The organism is Streptomyces sp. NPDC031265, from assembly GCF_055570295.1.
Genome location: NZ_JBVIHM010000004.1, coordinates 186,507 through 203,282, shown reverse-complemented (window position 1 = coordinate 203,282; position 16,776 = coordinate 186,507). Strand labels below are relative to the sequence as shown.

Here is a 16,776-nt window from a genome sequence, read left to right as displayed (position 1 = left end):
ACACCCGAACGCCAGGAGAAGCTGTCAGGCTACGAGAAGTGGATGGTGACGGTGACGGAGATGGCGAGACCGGGGTCGGCCGCGCGGAGACGTCCGTTGCCGCCCTGCCGCGTGTCACTCCGCCGTGAGACCCGCCCCGCGGGCCTGGTGCGCGACGCGGTGCTGTCCGTCCGCCGGGTCCGGAGCTCCGCGCGCGCCCGCTGGGCCAACGCGTACACGACTCCGGACTCCGCGCGCCAGCTCCTGATGTCGGCTTCTTCGATCCCTTCGTCGTCGAGCACCGTCAGGCGGTCCAGGAACCCGTCCGCCTCGTCGTAGGTCTGGATGATGCGCACCTTGTCCGCCGTGGAGCGGGGTTCGTTGTTCACGTGCGGGCCGACCTTTCTCAAAGCGTGAGCTGTACACCGAGTGGCCCAAAAGAATTACTTTTGGGTATGCCGAACTGCGCCGAGAAAAGTCCCCCAAGGGAATTCCCCGATTGATTTTCGTAGGATTTCCTATCACATGATCGTCGTGGCGGTTAAACCTTTCTGCATCTCGCCGGGTGGTGCGGATTTCAGGCATGACGAATAAGCCCCCGGGGGTTCCAGCTCTTTTGTGCCGGTGATACTCCTGGGCCGTCAGGAACGCTAGTCGGAGACATCGTCATCTGTCAACTGATATTCGATTTCGGGGGAGATGGGCACCTTTCTGGACACTCCGTCGAGTCCGAGAGGAAGGGGAATCACTCCTTCCGTTTTCATGGTTGCTATCGAAACCTCTATGGGGACACCGGAGAGTAGGGTGCGACAATCAAATTTGACAGTCAAATCTGCTGGTAGACTGCCCTGTGCACCCGCACCTGCTTGGAGGGAAGTGGCCATGAACGAGGGCGAGGCATTCGGGCCCTGGCTCGGGCGGCAGCTCCGACGCCGAGGCATGACCCAGGCAGAGCTGGCAGCCGAGCTCGACGTGACTCGCGCTGCCGTCTCGGCCTGGATGACCGGCCGGGCCGAGCCGCGGGAGGAGAAGAAACGGGCCATTGCCCGGGTGCTGGGCACGGACGAGATCACCGTGATCACGAGAACGGCCGACGCGCAGCCGACCCGCCCGGTTCGCTGGTACCACCGACCGGCCCATGCCGATGGGGGCCGGGAATTCGGCAATGCCGCCGCCTTCGCCTTCGATGCGGACGTCGCGGTCCTGGCCCGTGAGGCCACGCAGAACTCCCTCGACGAGCGCTTCGACAGAAACCGACCCGTTCGCGTCCGCTACACCCTGCACGAACTGACCGGCGAGCACCTCAACAGGTTTCTCGGGGCACTCCAGTGGGATCGGCTCCTGCCGCACTACGAGGCTGCGGCTGTCCACAAGCAGAAGGTCGGACGAGTCATCGCCGAGGGGCTGCGAGAACTGCGGGAGACCGGCACGCTGCTCCTGCTTCGGGTGGACGACTACAACGCATCCGGTCTCACCGGGCCCGACTACGGTGACGGTCGCTTCGCCGCAGTGGTGCGGCGGCAGCTCGACAGTCACAAGACGAGCGGTCTTGCCGGAGGCTCTTACGGTCTGGGCAAGGCGACCCTGTGGGCGACCAGCCGTCTCGGACTCGTACTCATCGGCAGCACGTTGAGTGAGCCGCACGAAGGCCGTACCGAACGCAGAGTCATCGGACGGTTGGACCTGCCCTGGCGAGAGGTCGACGGGACTCCCTACGCCGGCCCGGCGTGGTTGGGGGAACCGGACACGGAGCCCGGCTTCGAGAACGTGTCCCGTTCCTGGTGGGCCGACCGGGAGATCCTCGACAGGCTCCATCTTTCGCGCGACAGCACCGATCCCGGCAGCTCTTTCCTCATCGTCGGGGCGCACGACGCGGCGGGTGATGCCGAGTCATTGCCCGAGATGCACGAGAAACTGGTCCGCTCCCTTGCCGAGAACTTCTGGGCCGCGATGACGGCCGGCGATACGGCGGCCCCCATTCTGGAGGCATCCGTCACCACGCTGCGCAACGGCCAAGTGGTGATCAATGAGGAAAGGGTGGACCCGCACACCCACGAACCCGCGCGCTCCCGCGCCCTCAAGGCGTATCTCGACGGCGCCACGACGGATCGATTGACGAGCACGGAGGACGTGGTTTTGGCGCACGTGGCCCTGACGGTGCCTCCCCTTCGGGCGGAAAAGGGACAGGGGGAGCGGCACGATGCCGTACTGCTGATCACCTCGGCCGACGACGCGGACCCCCGCCCCAATCAACTGGTGTGCATGCGGGGCAATCGCATGACCGTCACCACTCGTCGCGTGGGAGACCTACCGCTCGGGTCACATCAGTTTCAGGCGGTGCTGCTCGCGGGATTGGCGGCCGGCGCCCAGGGGAACGCCGACGAACGAGCGGAGGAGTTCCTGCGTGCGGCCGAACCGCCGGAGCACAACGACTGGACCAGGACCGAGGAGCTGGCAACTGCCTACGCCCGCGGTGCGCGGTCCCGTATCGAGGAGTTCCGCCGGGAGATGATGGCCGCGGTGCGGCGGGTCGTCGGGCGCAGGGACGAAGAGAAGCGGCAGGGCGGACCGGCCGTGTTGCGCGAGCTGCTCCGGCTGGACGCAGGCGCGCCGGGTGGGCGGCGCGTCGATGGCCATCCGACCATTCGCCACGTCGAGGGGGAGCTCGAGGCGGGAGGTTCATGGCAGATCCGCGTCGAGGTGAAGCTGCCTGCCCGCGAGGACGGCTGGCTGATGACTCCCGTGGCGAAATTCGACGTGCGGTCCGGCAGCCGTCCGGTCCTTGCCTGGGCGGAGCTCACGGCAGGGGAGAACTGCCGTGTGGAGGACGGAAACATCCGCTTCGACGCGGGAGCCAGATCCGCTTCGTTCGGCGGGCGCACTGATGTCAAAAGCCATCCTGTCGCGGCCGGCATGGCCCGTCTCGTCGTCGATCTGCAGAAGGTGAGGGGGACCTCCGCGTGAAGAGATTGACGCCGTACCCGACTCTGATCGGTGACGTGACGTTCAAGGTCGCCGGCGCCAGGATGGACGGCCGCGCACTCGACCTCGCCCTGCTGTCCCAGCAGGAGAGGGTCGTCGCCCTGCATCTCGCGGGGCGGGCCAACTGGGACGAGGCGCGTCTGGAGATCCACGCGCAGGTGCCTGACCAGGAACTCGCGAGTGGCCGGTGGGAGGATGTCGTGTGCGTCGCCGTGCTCACAGAGGCAGCGACCAACTCTCGGACCGTCGCTCGGCTGCAACCCAAGGATGACCAATGGGTCGGCCATGTGATGCTGTCGCCAACTGCCTACCGCACCCGCGCGGACCTCACTGTTTTCGTCGTCGCAACGGTCGACCAGGTCGCGGGACGTGTCATCGGATCCGCAGTGGACACGTGGCTTGTCGACCTCGTCGCCCGGAGGCCGGTTCGCCAGCGGGAACTCGAGATCGTCGAAGTGGACTTCAGGGACGGTCCGCACGAGTGGCTGCGCCCGTTCAAGGATGCTCCCTGGCTCGTGGAGACCTCCGGCGACATGCCCACGGTCCATCTGAACTCGGGCTTCGAGGGCATCACGGAACTCCTCGGCTCGGGGGGCGGCGCCACCGAGAAGGCTGTACGTGGAATGCTTGCCGCGCAGATCGCCTCGGACGCCTGGACGGCCATGTTCCACTCCGCGGTGAGCGACCTGGAGGTGGACGACGACGGCAGTCCGCAGTGGCCCTCCGGTTGGCGTGACTGGGTCCTCCGCAGCATGCTGCCGGACGTCCTGCCGGATCTCTCTGCCGCCGATGCCCTTCTGGAGATCCATTCGCGCCGGACAGAGAGCTCGGGCTGGAATGAGCTTCAACCGCGTATTCAGTACGCGGCCTTGAGACGCGCGCACGTGGCCAGGAACCTGGGCACGACCATCCGTGTGCTTGACCGATCGGACGAAGGAGGCAAGGCGTGACCCGTCAGGTCATCGATCTTCCGGCGAAGCTCGCGATGCTGCCCGACGCCGTCGCAGTGAAGCATCTGACCCGAGGTGTTCTCTCCGGACAGGAGGATCCACCACCCGTCGTGCTGGCGCGGGCGGGCGTCCCGATCGAAGGCGACGGAGCGCGTTGGAACACGGCGGCACTGCGGGAACTCTTCGACGAGGCGATGCGCCGCCATGCGGAGCTCGGACGCACAACCGCCGATGCCTGGCTCGCTCCCCGGCTGCACGCGACACTCCGCATGACCCGCGCAGAGGCGGCGGACTCCAGGTTGTGGAACTTCGTTGCGCTCGTGGTCGCCCCTGATTACGTCGTGTGGCGGCACAGGCCGAAGCGCGCTTCCGCCGGCGGCCCGTCTGCCGTGCCGGCCGACCGCTTCTGCGGCCCGCACTACAAGCACACCTTTGCCAGGTTGTGGTGGGCGGCGGAGCTTTTTCGGGACGGTGCCGACTACGGTCCGGCCGAGATCGCCTGTCGAAACCAGGACGTGCTGAACACTGTGCTGCGACTGGACGTCGTCGACCACCGACCCACGGCAAGGGCGGTGATCAGACTCATCGAGCAGGGGCTCGTGCGCACCGGCCGGGACGTCAATGGGCTCGCGTCTGCCATCAACGCCGCTGGAAGCACCCTGATGTACGACGTGCTCGCCCCGGACGAGGAGCCGAACGCGGAGGCGCTCAGGTATTGGGTGAGCGAGGCGGACATGGCTCCGCCGACGCCCCGTGAATTTCTCCCCGATGGGCCCGACGACGGTGCCGTGCCATCAATGTCGGTCGAGATCATGACCCGACAGCTGGAGAAGCTGTTCGCCGAAGCACCGGTTCGGGGCAAGGAGGTCGATCAATAGATCCCGCCGCCGTCGAGGGGTCGCAGAAGATGGGGCGTACTCACGACCGTGGGGCACGGAGCTGTCTGTGCAGCGCTGCGGCGATGGCTCGGCCGAGCGGAATGGGCACGGCGTTTCCGATCTGGCGCGCGATCTCGAGCTTCCTTCCGCACCATTTGAAGTCGAGAGGGAAGCCCTGGATCAGCGCGGCCTCGTAGTGCGTGATGGGGCGGTGCTCCTTGGGGTGGAGGTATCGCCCCTTTTCCGGCTTGAAGAATTCGGTGCGAATGGTCACCGAGGGCTCATCGAGTCGCAGCCGGCCCATGACATCGCCCGTGCCGTTGTTGTGCCTGTCCCAGGAAGGCGTGGAGAGCTCCTGCTCCTCGCCGGGGAACTTCGCGTAGTCGCTGTCGGTCGAGATGGAAATGGTTCCCATCTCGTCCATCTTGAAGCGTTTCTGTCGAAGATCCTTGCGGTTCCCGCCCTCGGGGATGGCGCGGTAACGCGCCAGGGAAAGAGGCTCCGGGTGACGGCGCAGGTGCAACTCGTACGTCCAATATGTGGGCGGGAGGCTGTCGCCCTCGTCCGTCCTGCGGGAAGTGCGATAGGGCAGGTCGGAGGACATCGGGACCATCGCGGACAGTTCGAAGATTTCCCGAACCGATTTCCACCGGGCCAGACGACTCTCGGAGAGTGCGGTGGGGGAGAACAAAGTGGCGCTCTCGTCCGCCGCTGCGAGGTGCTCGACCTTCTTCGCGTGGCTCTGCCGGGGGTACCAGAGGTCGGCGAGGGCGAGTGGTGGGATGCTGGGATCGATCCAGTCCTCGTGTACACCGATCACGATCGCTCGCCGTCGCGCCTGACGCGCCCCGTAGTTCGCCGCGTTGAGCAGGAAGCGGCGACGCCGCTTCTCCCACGGTTCACCTGCAATGGAGCCGGGCGGCGCGATCAACTGGTACTTCTTCAGGCTGCCAGATTCGATCTCCTGGTGCAGGTCGATGAATTCATCCGACTGGAGAAAGCGATCGACGTTCTCGATGACGAAAACGGCCGGCTCGATCTCCCGAACGGCTCGAATGTATTCGCGCCACAACTTGTTTCGGGGATCATGCGGGTCCTGCAGCCCCAGTCCCGAAAACCCTTGGCAGGGCGGGCCACCGAGAATTACTTCCGCGTTCAGGGCGTCGCCGCCCGCATTCCAGTCCTGAATGTCGCCGCAGTGTACGTTCTCGCGCGCCTCCTTGGAGGGCGCGAAGTTCGCCGAGTACGTTGCTGCGGCTGCCCTGTCGTGTTCCACTGCCGCGATGGAGCGGAATGCCGGTCCACTTCCTTCGGTCCCTTCGGGGCGGAAGGAGTGGAACCCCTGAGTGAAGCCGCCACAGCCTGCGAAGAGGTCTACGACCTTGATGGGACTGGTGGGAGGGGCGGCGTTCATGGGGTGAAGTCTAGACGGCGGCACGCCGGGCTCACCGTGTGTCCAGAGCGGCGGCGATCTCACGCCCCATGGCCGCCGCGACGGGCGGCGGCCATGCGTGGCCGAGCTGACGGTAGCGTGCCGTCTTCCCCCCGCTGAGCTGCCAGTTCGATGGAAAGCCCTGCAACGTCGCCACCTGGGGCACGGTCAGGGCAGGTAGCTGCTTGGGGTCACCACCCGGTACCCAGGGGAACTCGCGGTCCGGAACCTCGTCGGCGATGGTGCCGCCATTGATGCCGATGCGGGCCCACGCCTTCTTGCTACCGGTGGGCCCCAGGTCTGCCCCGCCCCGGTTTTTGGAGCCCCCGACCACCGCGGGGGCTTGGCGGTCGGCCTGTGCGGCCCATGCCTCGGCGTACGGCCAGCCGCGCGCCTTCATGGACTCGCCGAGGGCCTCCCCGACCGTCTGCGGCGGCACGTCGGCGCCTGCGGGCCAGCGGAAGCGCTCTGCGATGTCACCCCGACAGGCGACGAGCACGCCGTGCCTGCGGTCCTGGGGCACGCCGAAAGTATTGGCGTTCAGGACGCGCCAGTCGAGCCGGTAACCGAGGTGCTCCAGTTCGAGATGTACGAAATTCCTGAGGTCCTCGAATTTGTCCGAGGTGGCGAGGTCCGGGACGTTTTCGACAAGAACGACCTGAGGGCGTACTCCCGCAGCCAGCCACACGGTGGCCTTCAGTAGCTCGCGCGCCTCGTGGTCCTCGGGACGTCTGACCGAGGCCGCGGACTTCACCCTCGGCGGACCGGCGGCCAGCAGGTCCACGTCGTAGAGATACGGATGGTCTGCCGGATCGAGGTCCAGCAGATTCATTTCGAGCACATTCCACGCCGGTCGGTTCGCACGAAGGGTCGATGCGGCGTGGATGTCGTTCTCGACCAGGGCGACCGGGTGGAAGCCGGCGGACTCCAGCCCGTTCGCTTGGCCGCCGGCGCCCGCGCAAACATCGATACAGGTGAGCAGGCGATCGGGCATGGACATCCTTTCGGTCGTCCGTCGGCCGTGACATCGAGCCATTCGTCACGCCGGGACGGAGTCATCGTTCGCTCCGGCTTGGCGCAGCATCTGCAGTCGCCGCACTGGAGACGATCAAGGCAAGTCGTGTTGCGTGGGTGGAACGGCTCGCCCCGCTGATTTCTTCCTGAGCTCGTCCACTGCACGGGCGATGTGTTCCGGGCTTTCGTGTTCCCAGTAGCGCAGGACCGTCCAGCCTGCTGCCACGAGATGCTCGGTCGTCTCGCGGTCCCGTGCCATGTTCTTCTCCAGCTTCTCCCGCCACCAGTCGGCATTGGCCTTCGGCTTTGTGGCGTGCACCGGGCACCCGTGCCAGAAGCAGCCGTCCAGGAAGATCGCGATCTTGGCTCGTCCGAAGGCGATGTCGATGGTGCGCCGGGGCATCCCCGGGACTGGAACGTTCACGCGATAGCGCATGCCTGCCGCATGCAGAAGCTTGCGTACCTCGAGCTCGGGCTTGGTGTCGCGAGAGCCCTGGCGGCTCATGCGGGCCGAGACGGAGGGGGAGGAGGGGACGGCGTCGGGCACGAGGTCATTGTGCCGGCGAGCAACGTCGGTCACGTTGCCCCGTGGCACTCCAAATAAGCCTCCCCAGACCCGCACCAACAAGCCTCCCCCCGCCGAGGCGGCCAAGCCACAGCCCGCCCCCGGGCCGCCAACGTCGTCGCGTACTGCGGCAGCAGGTCCGCGTTCGACGGGGATGAGGACTCCGACGCCGCGAAGGCCTCGTAGGACGGGACCGTGCCCGTCACGATGCCCAGGTTTGCCGTGCCGGTGGCCGACAGTTCGCGCAGGGACGCCTCGATGTCGAGGAGGTGGGCCGCGTGGGTGGGGTATTCCGTGGCCAGGGACGGGTAGGCCGCCAGGAGTTCGTCCAGCTCCGGGGACGGCCAGTGCAGGACCGCTACCGGGAACGGGCGGGAGAGAGCCGCGCGGTACGTGCCCAACTCCGTGCGCAGGCGCGCCAGTTCCGCCTTCAGTTCCGCCGGGTCGTCCGAGCCCAGGGACCACAGGCGCTTGGGGTCGTGGAGTTCGTCCAGGGTGATCTCGGCGCGGTGGAGGCGGTCCGCGAGTTCGTCCCAGGCGTCGTGGTCCATGGCCAGCAGGCGGCGTACGCGGTGGCGGGCCGTCAGCAAGGACTGGGTGGGGTACGGGATGTCCGCCGTCGGGTCGTCGGCGGGGAGCAGGAGCGTGAGCGCCGTCGTCAGGGTCGCGTGCGCCGTGTCCAGCTCGTCGTGCGTCTCCAGCGTCTCCGCCACGATCTCCCAGGGGGCCGGGTCCCGGGGCGCCGAGGCGCGGATGCCCTCGATGATCGCCCGCGCCTCCGCCTCGTGGCCGTACTCCCAGAGGTTCGCCGCCTTGAAGGCCTTGATCCGGGCCGGATGCTCGGGCTCGGCGGCGAGAAGGCGGTCGTAGAGCGTCGTGGCGCGCTCGCGGTCGCCGGCCAGCTCCAAGTGGGCCGCCGCCTGGAGGAGGAGGGGCTCGTGGTCCTCGGGGTACTGCGCTGCGGTGCGCAGCAGACGCTCGGCTTCGGCGGTGTGATCGGTGTGATCGGCAGGCGTGTCGGGGCGCATGAGGGACACCGTACTGCTGTGCGGGGCCCAAGCGGAGGGGTGTTCCGGCCCTGGTGAGTTGACGGGGCAGCCCTTATGGTGCGCGCGTGCGGATCCCGGTGGTGGTGCAGGGGCGCTCGCGCTGGCGGGCGGTTCTGGCGCGCGCCGGCCGGTCCGTACGTGCAGGGCGTGCATGGCTACCCGCGCGCCCCGTACTGGCGCGCCCCACCCTCCGCCCCCTCGGCCGCACTCTCTGGGCCGGCGCCGAAGCCGTCGTCACCCTCGGGCTCGTCCTCCTCCTGCTCGTCGCCCATCAGCTGTGGTGGACCAACCGCGAGGCCCGGCACGAGGCCCGGCAGACCGTACGGACGCTGGAGCGGGAGTGGGGAGGCCGGGTGGAGGAGCGCGGCTCCGGCGTGGGGGCCGCGCCCGTGGGTGCCGTCGGGCCCGCCGCCCCGTCCGCCCCGACCCCGTCCGCCTCCGCCGGAAAGCCCGTCGCCCCCGACCCCGAACCCCCCGCCGCCACCGACCGCGCCTACGCCGTCCTCCGCCTCCCCTCCCTCGGCGTCACCGCCCCCGTCGCCGAGGGGATCAGCAAGCACGGGGTCCTCGACAAGGGGTACGCGGGGCACTACGCCGGGACCGCGCAGCCCGGGCAGGCCGGGAACTTCGCGCTCGCCGGGCACCGCAACACCCATGGCGAGCCGTTCCGTTACATCAACCGGCTCCGGCCCGGGGACCGCCTCGTCGTCGAGACGCGGGACGCCGTTTTCACCTATCTGGTGGACAGGATGCTTCCCCAGACCTCCGCCCGGGACAGCGGGGTGATCGCGCCCGTGCCGCGCAGTGATGTCCGTACGAAGTACGGATACGGCGAGCGCGGCTACTACATCACCCTCACCACCTGCACCCCCGAGTTCACCTCCCGGTACCGGCTCGTGGTGTGGGGGAGGCTCGCCTCGACGCGGCCCCGTTAGTCCGTGCGGCCGCGTTGGTCCCCGCGATCGCGCTGAGTCACCGCGACGAGCCGAGTCCGACCGACCGCATGGCCGCGCCTCCGACCGGCGGTCCCGGTCCGATTGTCCGAGTCGTCGTGTATAACGTCAGAAGAGTCAGAAGTGGACACATGCTCGGGCGACAAACGCTCGGGCGACACGTGCTCGGGCGGGCGCCCGGAGGCTTGGACGAGGGGGGAAGCATGACCGGCAACCGCATGGCGTCGCCGCGGTCGTCCTTCCGCCTGCCCTCGCGCTTGCCTTCGCGCCTCTCCGGACGCCTCTCCTTCGGGCTGCTCTTCTTCCTCCTCTCCGAGCTCCTGCTCCTGGAGGGCGGCACGCTCTCCGGCGCCGTCGCCCTGGCCGCCACCGCCGCGGCCGGCTCGGCGCTCGCCGTCTGCGCGCTGCTCGCCTCCCGCTCGGTGCCCAAGGTGCCGCGTACGCGCATACGCACCGCGATACGGGACCGGGAGCGGCGCACCGCCTTCCTGCCGCAGCGCGATCCCGACGCCTCCGGGCGGCCCAGGCCCCGAGCCCCTGGCCGCCTCGCCATGACGGCCGCGTAGGGCTGCACCACTTCTCCCCTCTCAGTCCTCCGCCGGGCCGTCACGCCGCTCTGTCCCGCGCGCGTATGCACGTATGCCCTGCGCCTTGAAGCGCAGCGCCGTACCGCGCGCCCCCAGACGTGACTCCGGAGGCTTCCATGTCCATATCCGATGTATTCGACGTATTCGCCGGCCTGGTCGAGCGCCTCGCCGACCTGGTCCAGCCGCTCTTCCACGGCTCCGCGGCCGCCGCCGCGATCGTGCTGTTCACGATGCTCGTACGGCTCGCCGTGCACCCCCTGTCCCGGCAGGCGGCCAAGGGCCAGCAGGCCCGCGCCAAGCTCCAGCCGCAGCTGGCCGAGCTCCGCAAGAAGCACCGCAAGGACCCCGAACGGCTTCGCAAGGCGGTCGCCGAGCTGCACGCGGCGGAGAAGGTGTCGCCGTTCTCCGGGTGCCTGCCGAGCCTGCTCCAGCTGCCCGCGTTCTTCCTCCTCTACCAGCTGTTCTCGGACTCCGGCTTGGGTGGCGGACACACCACGCTGCTCGACCACACCCTGCTCTCCGCCCCGCTGCGCGGCCGCTGGGCGGACGCGCTCGGGCACGGCGGGCTCATGGGCGGGCAGGGCCTCGTCTACCTGGCCCTCTTCGTCTTCGTCGCCGGGGTCGCCACCTTCAACTACGGGCGTACGAAGCGGCAGCTCGCCACGCAGTCGCTGGTCCCGGCGGACCAGCAGGAGGGGGTCCCGGGTCTGGGCGCGATGACGAAGTTCATGCCGCTGATGTCGTTCGGCACGCTGATCACGGTGGCGGTGGTGCCGCTGGCGGCCGCGCTGTATGTGGTGACGAGCACCACGTGGTCGGCGCTGGAGCGGGCGTATCTGTACCGGGAGGCGGCTCAGACCCCTGTGGTTACTACCGCGGTGGGGGTCCCCCCTGCTCCTTAAGAGCTCGGGGGAGGTCCGGTGTGTGAACAGGGTCTTGCCTAGTGGACGTCGACCTTGGAGGATCGAACGATCCTTCCGATGGCCGCGACCCATCGGCCGGGCCAGGCTCGACCTAGGGAGACTGACCATGAAGCTGCTGCGCGTAGGCACGGCGGGCAATGAGCGCCCCGCGCTGCTCGCCGCCGACGGGACCCTGCGGGACCTGTCCGGCCTCGTGCCGGACATCGACGGCGACCTGCTCGCCGACGAGTTCGCCCTGGACCGGATACGGGCCGCGGCCGACACCGGTGTGCTGCCCGCGCTCGACGCGGCCGGGCAGCGCGTCGGCCCGCCGGTCGCCCGGATCGGCAAGGTCGTGTGCATCGGGCTGAACTACCACGACCACGCCGCCGAGACCGGGGCGGCGATCCCGGCCGAGCCCGTCGTCTTCTTCAAGGCGGCGGACACGGTCGTCGGCCCGAACGACACGGTCCTGGTGCCCCGCCGGTCGGTGAAGACCGACTGGGAGGTCGAGCTCGCGATCGTCATCGGGCGAACCGCCCGCTATGTGGGCGACGACGAGGACCCGCTGGCGTACGTCGCGGGGTACGCAGTGGCGCACGACGTGTCCGAGCGTGAGTTCCAGATCGAGCGCGGCGGCACCTGGGACAAGGGCAAGAGCTGTGAGACGTTCAACCCGCTGGGCCCCTGGCTGGTCACCCGCGACGAGGTCCCGGACCCGCAGGCGCTGTCCCTGCGGCTGTGGGTGAACGGCGAGCTGAAGCAGAACGGCTCCACGGCCGACCAGATCTTCCCGGTCGCGGAGGTCGTCCGCTACGTGAGCCAGTTCATGACGCTCTACCCCGGCGACGTCATCAACACCGGCACCCCGGCGGGCGTCGCGATGGGACAGCCGGAGCCGAAGCCGTATCTGCGGGCGGGGGATGTTGTAGAACTGGAAGTCGAGGGGTTGGGCAGGCAGCGCCAGGAGTTGAAGGACGCCTAGGCTGAAGTTCGAAGGAGGGCACGATGACCGTTGCGCAGACCGAAGTCACGCTTGAAGAGTTCGAAGCGTTCGAGGCCGCGGCGCCGGAGGGCTTTCACGTCGAGCTGATCACCGGGAGGGTGCTGGTGACTCCTGCGCAGGACGGGGACCATGACGAGAACGTCATGTCCGTAGGGGACCAGGTGCGGGCGCGCCATCCCGAGCTGCGCATGTACCAGGAACGCGGCCTGACTGTGCCTGCCTACCGCGCCGGCCGGGCCCGTGTCGACGGTGCGGTCGCCCCGGTCGGGTACTTCCGGGGTCAGCCGTCCTGGTCGGACCCCGCGGGAGTGCTCATGGTCGTCGAGGTGACGTCCGGGCGGGAGAGCGATGCCGAGGTGGACCGGGTCGACAAGCGCGATGCGTATGCCCAGGCGGCGCTGCCGGTCTATCTGCTCGTCGACCGCCATCGTGGCGAGGTCGTCGTGCACTGGGATCCGGAGAACGGCCACTACCGGCACGAGTCGAAGGCCACCTTCGGCGCCAAACTCGCCCTCCCCGCCCCCTTCGGCTTCGACCTGGACACCTCCGAGCTCGCCTGACGGCTCAGCCGACGGATGCCAGCGCGGACACGGGGCCGGGTCGCCCGGCCCCGTACACACCCCTAACCCTCCCGCCCCTTGAACGCCCGCAACCCCTCCACCACCAGCGCATGGTCCTCCACCTGGGGCAGGCCCGAGACCGTCACCGTGCCGATGACGCCCGCGCCCGTCACCCGCAAGGGGAACGAGCCGCCGTGGGCCGCGTAGGTGTCGGGGTCGAGGCGGGAGGAGGCCTCGAAGGTGGTGTCCTTGGCGCGGAAGCGGGCGCCGACCAGGTACGAGCCGGCCGCGTACCGCTCGGTGACCCGGCGCTTGCGGTCGACCCAGGCGTCGTTGTCCGGGGTCGAGCCCGGCAGGGCGCAGCGGAAGAGCTGCTGGGCGCCGCGGTGGATGTCGATCGTCACCGGGGCGCGGCGGGCCACCGCCAGCTCCCGCAGGAGCGTGCCGAGCGCCCACGCGTCCTCGTACGTGAAGCGCGCCAGCTCCAGCTCGGCCTCCTGCGCCTCCAGTTCGGCCACGGTGAAGGACGGCGTGAAGGACGGCGTGAAGGACGGCGTGAAGGACGGGGGTGGGGTCGTCACAGCGCCACCTCCACCGTCACGCCCTCGCGCGCGGACCTGCGTGCCGCCTCCAGGACGTCGAGGGCCGCCGCGGCCTCGTGCGCGGTGACCGGCGGCTCGCCGCCCTCGCGCAGGGCGGCGGCGATCGCCGTGTAGTACGCGGGGTAGTCGCCCGGCAGGGTCGGCGCGGGGCGGCCGCCGCCGGTCAGCGGGGACTCCCCGGAGCCGACGCGGCCCCACATCCCCTCCGGCTCCAGGCCCCACGGCTCGCCGTCACCCGGCCGCCTGCCCTCGCGTAGGGCGGACTCCTGGGGGTCGAGGCCGTACTTGACGTAGCCCGCGGCGGATCCAAGCACCCGGAAGCGGGGGCCCAGTTGGGCCGTCGTCGCGCTCACGTAGAGGTGCGAGCGCACGCCTCCCGCGTGGGTGATCGCGATGAAGGTGTCGTCGTCGGCCTGGGCGCCCGGACGGCGCACGTCGGCTTCCGCGTACACCCGCAGCGCCGGGCCGAACAGGACCAGGGCCTGGTCGACGAGGTGGCTGCCCAGGTCGTACAGCAGGCCGCCGATCTCCGCCGGGTCGCCCGATTCGCGCCAGCCGCCCTTGGGCTGCGGGCGCCAGCGCTCGAAGCGGGACTCGAAGCGCTGGATCTCACCGAGCTCGCCGGACGCCATGAGTGCGCGCAGGGTCAGGAAGTCGTTGTCCCAGCGGCGGTTCTGGAAGACCGAGAGCAGCAGGCCGCGCTCCTCGGCGAGGGCGGCGAGGCCGCGCGCCTCGGCGGCCGTGCCCGCGAGCGGCTTGTCGACGACGACCGGGATCCCGACCTTGAGGGCGCCGGTGGCGATCGGCACGTGCGTCCTGTTCGGGGAGGCGATCACGACGAGGTCGAGACCGGCGTCGAAGAGCTCGTCGGGGGAGGCGGCGAACCGCAGTCCGTCGCCGTGCTCGGCGCGGGCCTGCTCGCGGCGCTCGGGGCTGGACGTGACGACCGTGTCGAGGGTGAGCCCCTCGGCCGCGGCGATCAGCGGGGCGTGGAAGACGGATCCCGCCAGGCCGTAGCCCACGAGTCCGACGCGGAGGTCGGTTCCGGCGCGGAGGTCGGTGTCCGTACGAGCGTTCATGGACTCCACTTAAGCAACGCTGTTGCCAAAGTGCAAGCGCAGGAGAGAATGGAGAGGTGAACAGGAGTAACTCGGGAGCCAACCTGCCGGCCCTGCGCAGCCACAACGCCGCGCTGGTGCTCGATCTGCTGCGTACGGCCGGGGACGCCGGGATCAGCAGACTGGAGCTCGCCGAGCGGACCGGGCTCACCCCGCAGGCCGTCAGCAAGATCACCGCGCGGCTGCGGGCGGAGGGGACGGCGACCGAGGCGGGCCGCCGCGCCTCGACCGGCGGCAAGCCGCGCACGGTGCTCAAGCTGGTGCCGTCCGCCGTGCACGCCATAGGGCTGCACCTCGACCGCGACGAGCTCACCACGGTCCTGGTCGACCTGGCGGGCACGCTCGTCGGCGTCCGTACCGTGCCGCTCGACCTCGGCGCGGGCCACGACACGGTGGTGGGGGCCGCCGCCGAGCAGGCCGAGTCGCTGATCGGCGGGCGCCCGATACTCGGCGTCGGCGTGGCCAGCCCCGGCCCGCTCGACCACCACACCGGGGTGCTCCACCGGATCACCGGCTTCCCGCAGTGGAACGGCTTCCCGCTGCGTGACGCGCTCGCCGCGCGCCTGGGCCTGCCGGTCGTCCTCGACAAGGACACCAACGCCGCCGCCCTGGGCCTGGCACTGCGCGGCCCGGCCGACTCCTTCGCCTACCTCCACCTCGGTACGGGCCTGGGCGCGGGCCTCGTCCTGGGCGGCACGCTGCTGCGCGGCTCGCGCACCGGTGCGGGCGAGTTCGGCCACCAGACGATCCTGCTCGGCGGCCCCGCCTGCGAATGCGGCGCACGCGGCTGCATCGAGGCGCTGTGCCTGTCGTCGGTGGCCCGTGGCGACATCGCGGCCGCCGCCCGCTTCCTGGGCGTCGGCGCCGCGAACCTCGTCGGCCTTCTCGACATCGACCGCGTACTGCTCGGCGGCCGTACGGTCATGGGCGCACAGGACGGATTCGTACGGGGAGTACGCGCGGTCCTGGAGGAGCGGGCCCGCCGGGGCGGGGACGCGCGGGCGATCCCGGTGTCGGTGGCGCCGGGCGGGCCGCACGCGGTGGCGGAGGGGGCGGCTCGGCTGATTCTGGGGCCGGTGTTCGGGCGTGGGAGTGCGGGCGCGGGCGCCCTGGGCGGCGAGCGGGGCTGAGGGGGCGTGGTGGCCCGCCTCCCGGGGTGCCGGGCGGGGTGCCGGACCGCCGTACGTCGTACTTGCTGATATTGGGCTGTTAGGGCGGACTTCGCCCGCCGGCGCGGCGTGGCGGGGTGCGGTTGCGCAGGGCCGGTGCGTCCGCGTGGCAGGGTCCCGGAGTACGTACGCCCGCGAGCAGCAAGGGGCCCTCATGAGACTGCGCAACGCCCTCGCCATCTCAGTGACCGCGGCCGCGGCGCTGACCGGGACGTCGGGTGCGGCGGCCGACGAGAACGAGCCGCGCGGGCGGCAGGGGCACGCGCCGCTCTCCATCGCCAACCAGCCCGTCTGCGGGGACCGGACCGGTGCCGACTTCCCCGTGGACACGCGGATCCACGGCGGGCCGGCCGAGTACCGCCCCGGCGGGGGCGCGCAGTTCTGGTACGTCGACCTCACCAACACCACCGCTCACACCTGCCGCAACATCCACCCCGTGGTCGTTCTCGTCGACCGGGACCGGACACTCAAGGACTCCCAGGCCAAGCTGGAGTTCTTCGACGCGGCGGGCGGCGGCGGGCGCCCGCGCCCCGTTCCGTTCGAGCGGACCGACGCGGACGAGCACATCGGGGTGTTCGACGACGGGTTCCCCGGGTTCGTGATCGGCGCGGGGGAGACCGTCACCGTGAAGGTCCGGCTCGGGTTCACGGCCGACACCCGGCCGAACGAGGTCACGGCGAACACGGCGGTCGTACAGCGGCGGGGGGACGACGGGCAGTGGGTCGGGGAGTCGGGGGGCTACCGGTTCGGCATCGGCCCGGAGACGCCGGAGCCGCAGCTCACGGAGACGCCGGAGCCGCAGCTCACGGGGTCGCCGGAGCTGCAGCTCGCGGGGCCGCCGGAGCCGCAGCTCACGGGGCCGCCGGAGCTGGCGGACACGGGTTCTGGCTCGCCCCTGGCCCCGGCCGTCGTCGGCGCGCTGGTTCTCGGGGGCTTGGCGCTGCTCGTCGGGGCTCGGCGGTTGCGGCGGAGCTGAGGGCGGTTGGGGCTGGGGGCAAGGCGGGGTTGCGCAGCCCGGCGGGACGGGGGT

17 protein-coding genes are annotated in these 16,776 nt (G+C 70.0%); 10 read left to right on the top strand and 7 right to left on the bottom strand.

The annotated features are described in order from the left end of the window. Positions 1 to 29: 29 nt before the first annotated feature. Complete coding sequence (locus tag ACZ499_RS09430; RefSeq protein WP_468673459.1) at positions 30 to 368, bottom strand: hypothetical protein; 339 nt, start codon at positions 366 to 368, stop codon at positions 30 to 32. A 493-nt stretch (positions 369 to 861) separates the two neighbouring features. Between ACZ499_RS09430 and ACZ499_RS09425 the strand changes: the two genes are divergently transcribed. From ACZ499_RS09425 to ACZ499_RS09415, 3 genes are read left to right on the top strand one after another with little or no spacing between them, the layout of a single operon-like run. Continuing rightward, positions 862 to 2,943 carry a helix-turn-helix transcriptional regulator gene (locus ACZ499_RS09425; protein WP_468673458.1) on the top strand — a complete coding sequence of 694 codons (2,082 nt, stop codon included), beginning with the start codon at positions 862 to 864 and terminating at the stop codon, positions 2,941 to 2,943. A 35-nt stretch (positions 2,944 to 2,978) separates the two neighbouring features. After that, complete coding sequence (locus ACZ499_RS09420; RefSeq protein ID WP_468673457.1) at positions 2,979 to 3,911, top strand: hypothetical protein; 933 nt, start codon at positions 2,979 to 2,981, stop codon at positions 3,909 to 3,911. Continuing rightward, complete coding sequence (locus tag ACZ499_RS09415) at positions 3,908 to 4,789, top strand: DUF6339 family protein (protein WP_468673456.1); 882 nt, start codon at positions 3,908 to 3,910, stop codon at positions 4,787 to 4,789. Before ACZ499_RS09420 ends, ACZ499_RS09415 begins: the two co-directional genes overlap by 4 nt. Before the next feature lie 40 nt (positions 4,790 to 4,829). Here the strand turns inward: ACZ499_RS09415 and ACZ499_RS09410 are convergent, their stop codons facing one another. The 4 genes from ACZ499_RS09410 to ACZ499_RS09395 all read right to left on the bottom strand — a co-directional run bounded on the left by ACZ499_RS09410 (position 4,830) and on the right by ACZ499_RS09395 (position 8,828). Beyond that, on the bottom strand, positions 4,830 to 6,203 hold the full coding sequence (locus ACZ499_RS09410; RefSeq protein WP_468673455.1) for a DNA cytosine methyltransferase: 1,374 nt from the start codon (positions 6,201 to 6,203) through the stop codon (positions 4,830 to 4,832). 31 nt (positions 6,204 to 6,234) lie between these two features. After that, entirely contained in the window at positions 6,235 to 7,215 is a 981-nt protein-coding gene (locus tag ACZ499_RS09405; RefSeq protein ID WP_468673454.1) for a DNA cytosine methyltransferase, read from the bottom strand. A 114-nt stretch (positions 7,216 to 7,329) separates the two neighbouring features. Continuing rightward, positions 7,330 to 7,740 (bottom strand): very short patch repair endonuclease, encoded by a 411-nt coding sequence (locus ACZ499_RS09400; RefSeq protein ID WP_468673580.1) that lies wholly within the window; start codon positions 7,738 to 7,740, stop codon positions 7,330 to 7,332. 71 nt (positions 7,741 to 7,811) lie between these two features. Then, positions 7,812 to 8,828 carry a hypothetical protein gene (locus tag ACZ499_RS09395; RefSeq protein WP_468673453.1) on the bottom strand — a complete coding sequence of 339 codons (1,017 nt, stop codon included), beginning with the start codon at positions 8,826 to 8,828 and terminating at the stop codon, positions 7,812 to 7,814. A gap of 194 nt (positions 8,829 to 9,022) precedes the next feature. Here ACZ499_RS09395 and ACZ499_RS09390 point away from each other — a divergent pair, with 194 nt between their 5' ends. The 5 genes from ACZ499_RS09390 (at position 9,023) to ACZ499_RS09370 (ending at position 12,857) form a co-directional block, all read left to right on the top strand. Beyond that, positions 9,023 to 9,784 (top strand): class E sortase, encoded by a 762-nt coding sequence (locus ACZ499_RS09390; protein WP_468673579.1) that lies wholly within the window; start codon positions 9,023 to 9,025, stop codon positions 9,782 to 9,784. 221 nt (positions 9,785 to 10,005) lie between these two features. After that, positions 10,006 to 10,368, top strand: a complete 363-nt coding sequence (locus tag ACZ499_RS09385; RefSeq protein ID WP_468673452.1) for a DUF6412 domain-containing protein — start codon at positions 10,006 to 10,008, stop codon at positions 10,366 to 10,368. Positions 10,369 to 10,511: 143 nt separating this feature from the next. Further along, positions 10,512 to 11,291, top strand: coding sequence for a YidC/Oxa1 family membrane protein insertase (locus ACZ499_RS09380; protein WP_468673578.1), 780 nt, complete (start codon positions 10,512 to 10,514; stop codon positions 11,289 to 11,291). A 127-nt stretch (positions 11,292 to 11,418) separates the two neighbouring features. Next, positions 11,419 to 12,276, top strand: a complete 858-nt coding sequence (locus tag ACZ499_RS09375; protein ID WP_468673451.1) for a fumarylacetoacetate hydrolase family protein — start codon at positions 11,419 to 11,421, stop codon at positions 12,274 to 12,276. Between the two features lie 23 nt (positions 12,277 to 12,299). Next, positions 12,300 to 12,857, top strand: coding sequence for a Uma2 family endonuclease (locus tag ACZ499_RS09370; RefSeq protein ID WP_468673450.1), 558 nt, complete (start codon positions 12,300 to 12,302; stop codon positions 12,855 to 12,857). Between the two features lie 62 nt (positions 12,858 to 12,919). Here the strand turns inward: ACZ499_RS09370 and ACZ499_RS09365 are convergent, their stop codons facing one another. Together ACZ499_RS09365 and ACZ499_RS09360 are read right to left on the bottom strand one after the other, a co-directional pair. Further along, the gene (locus ACZ499_RS09365; RefSeq protein WP_468673449.1) at positions 12,920 to 13,438 is read right to left on the bottom strand and encodes a heme-degrading domain-containing protein; all 519 of its coding nucleotides are present in this window, start codon (positions 13,436 to 13,438) and stop codon (positions 12,920 to 12,922) included. After that, the gene (locus ACZ499_RS09360; protein ID WP_468673448.1) at positions 13,435 to 14,538 is read right to left on the bottom strand and encodes a Gfo/Idh/MocA family oxidoreductase; all 1,104 of its coding nucleotides are present in this window, start codon (positions 14,536 to 14,538) and stop codon (positions 13,435 to 13,437) included. Before ACZ499_RS09360 ends, ACZ499_RS09365 begins: the two co-directional genes overlap by 4 nt. Positions 14,539 to 14,594: 56 nt before the next feature. Between ACZ499_RS09360 and ACZ499_RS09355 the strand changes: the two genes are divergently transcribed. Beyond that, positions 14,595 to 15,707: an ROK family transcriptional regulator gene (locus tag ACZ499_RS09355; protein WP_468673447.1), complete on the top strand. Its 1,113-nt coding sequence runs from the start codon at positions 14,595 to 14,597 to the stop codon at positions 15,705 to 15,707. A gap of 193 nt (positions 15,708 to 15,900) precedes the next feature. Then, positions 15,901 to 16,722 (top strand): hypothetical protein, encoded by an 822-nt coding sequence (locus ACZ499_RS09350; RefSeq protein WP_468673446.1) that lies wholly within the window; start codon positions 15,901 to 15,903, stop codon positions 16,720 to 16,722. The last annotated feature ends 54 nt before the right edge of the window (positions 16,723 to 16,776 follow it).

Bases quoted from the DNA above. Each gene is read 5' to 3' on its own strand.
- ACZ499_RS09425 (WP_468673458.1), top strand. From the start codon at position 862: ATGAACGAGGGCGAGGCATTCGGGCCCTGGCTCGGGCGGCAGCTCCGA.
- ACZ499_RS09410 (WP_468673455.1), bottom strand. From the start codon at position 6,203: ATGAACGCCGCCCCTCCCACCAGTCCCATCAAGGTCGTAGACCTCTTC.
- ACZ499_RS09405 (WP_468673454.1), bottom strand. From the start codon at position 7,215: ATGCCCGATCGCCTGCTCACCTGTATCGATGTTTGCGCGGGCGCCGGC.
- ACZ499_RS09400 (WP_468673580.1), bottom strand. From the start codon at position 7,740: ATGAGCCGCCAGGGCTCTCGCGACACCAAGCCCGAGCTCGAGGTACGC.
- ACZ499_RS09395 (WP_468673453.1), bottom strand. From the start codon at position 8,828: ATGCGCCCCGACACGCCTGCCGATCACACCGATCACACCGCCGAAGCC.
- ACZ499_RS09385 (WP_468673452.1), top strand. From the start codon at position 10,006: ATGACCGGCAACCGCATGGCGTCGCCGCGGTCGTCCTTCCGCCTGCCC.
- ACZ499_RS09375 (WP_468673451.1), top strand. From the start codon at position 11,419: ATGAAGCTGCTGCGCGTAGGCACGGCGGGCAATGAGCGCCCCGCGCTG.
- ACZ499_RS09370 (WP_468673450.1), top strand. From the start codon at position 12,300: ATGACCGTTGCGCAGACCGAAGTCACGCTTGAAGAGTTCGAAGCGTTC.
- ACZ499_RS09360 (WP_468673448.1), bottom strand. From the start codon at position 14,538: ATGAACGCTCGTACGGACACCGACCTCCGCGCCGGAACCGACCTCCGC.
- ACZ499_RS09350 (WP_468673446.1), top strand. From the start codon at position 15,901: ATGAGACTGCGCAACGCCCTCGCCATCTCAGTGACCGCGGCCGCGGCG.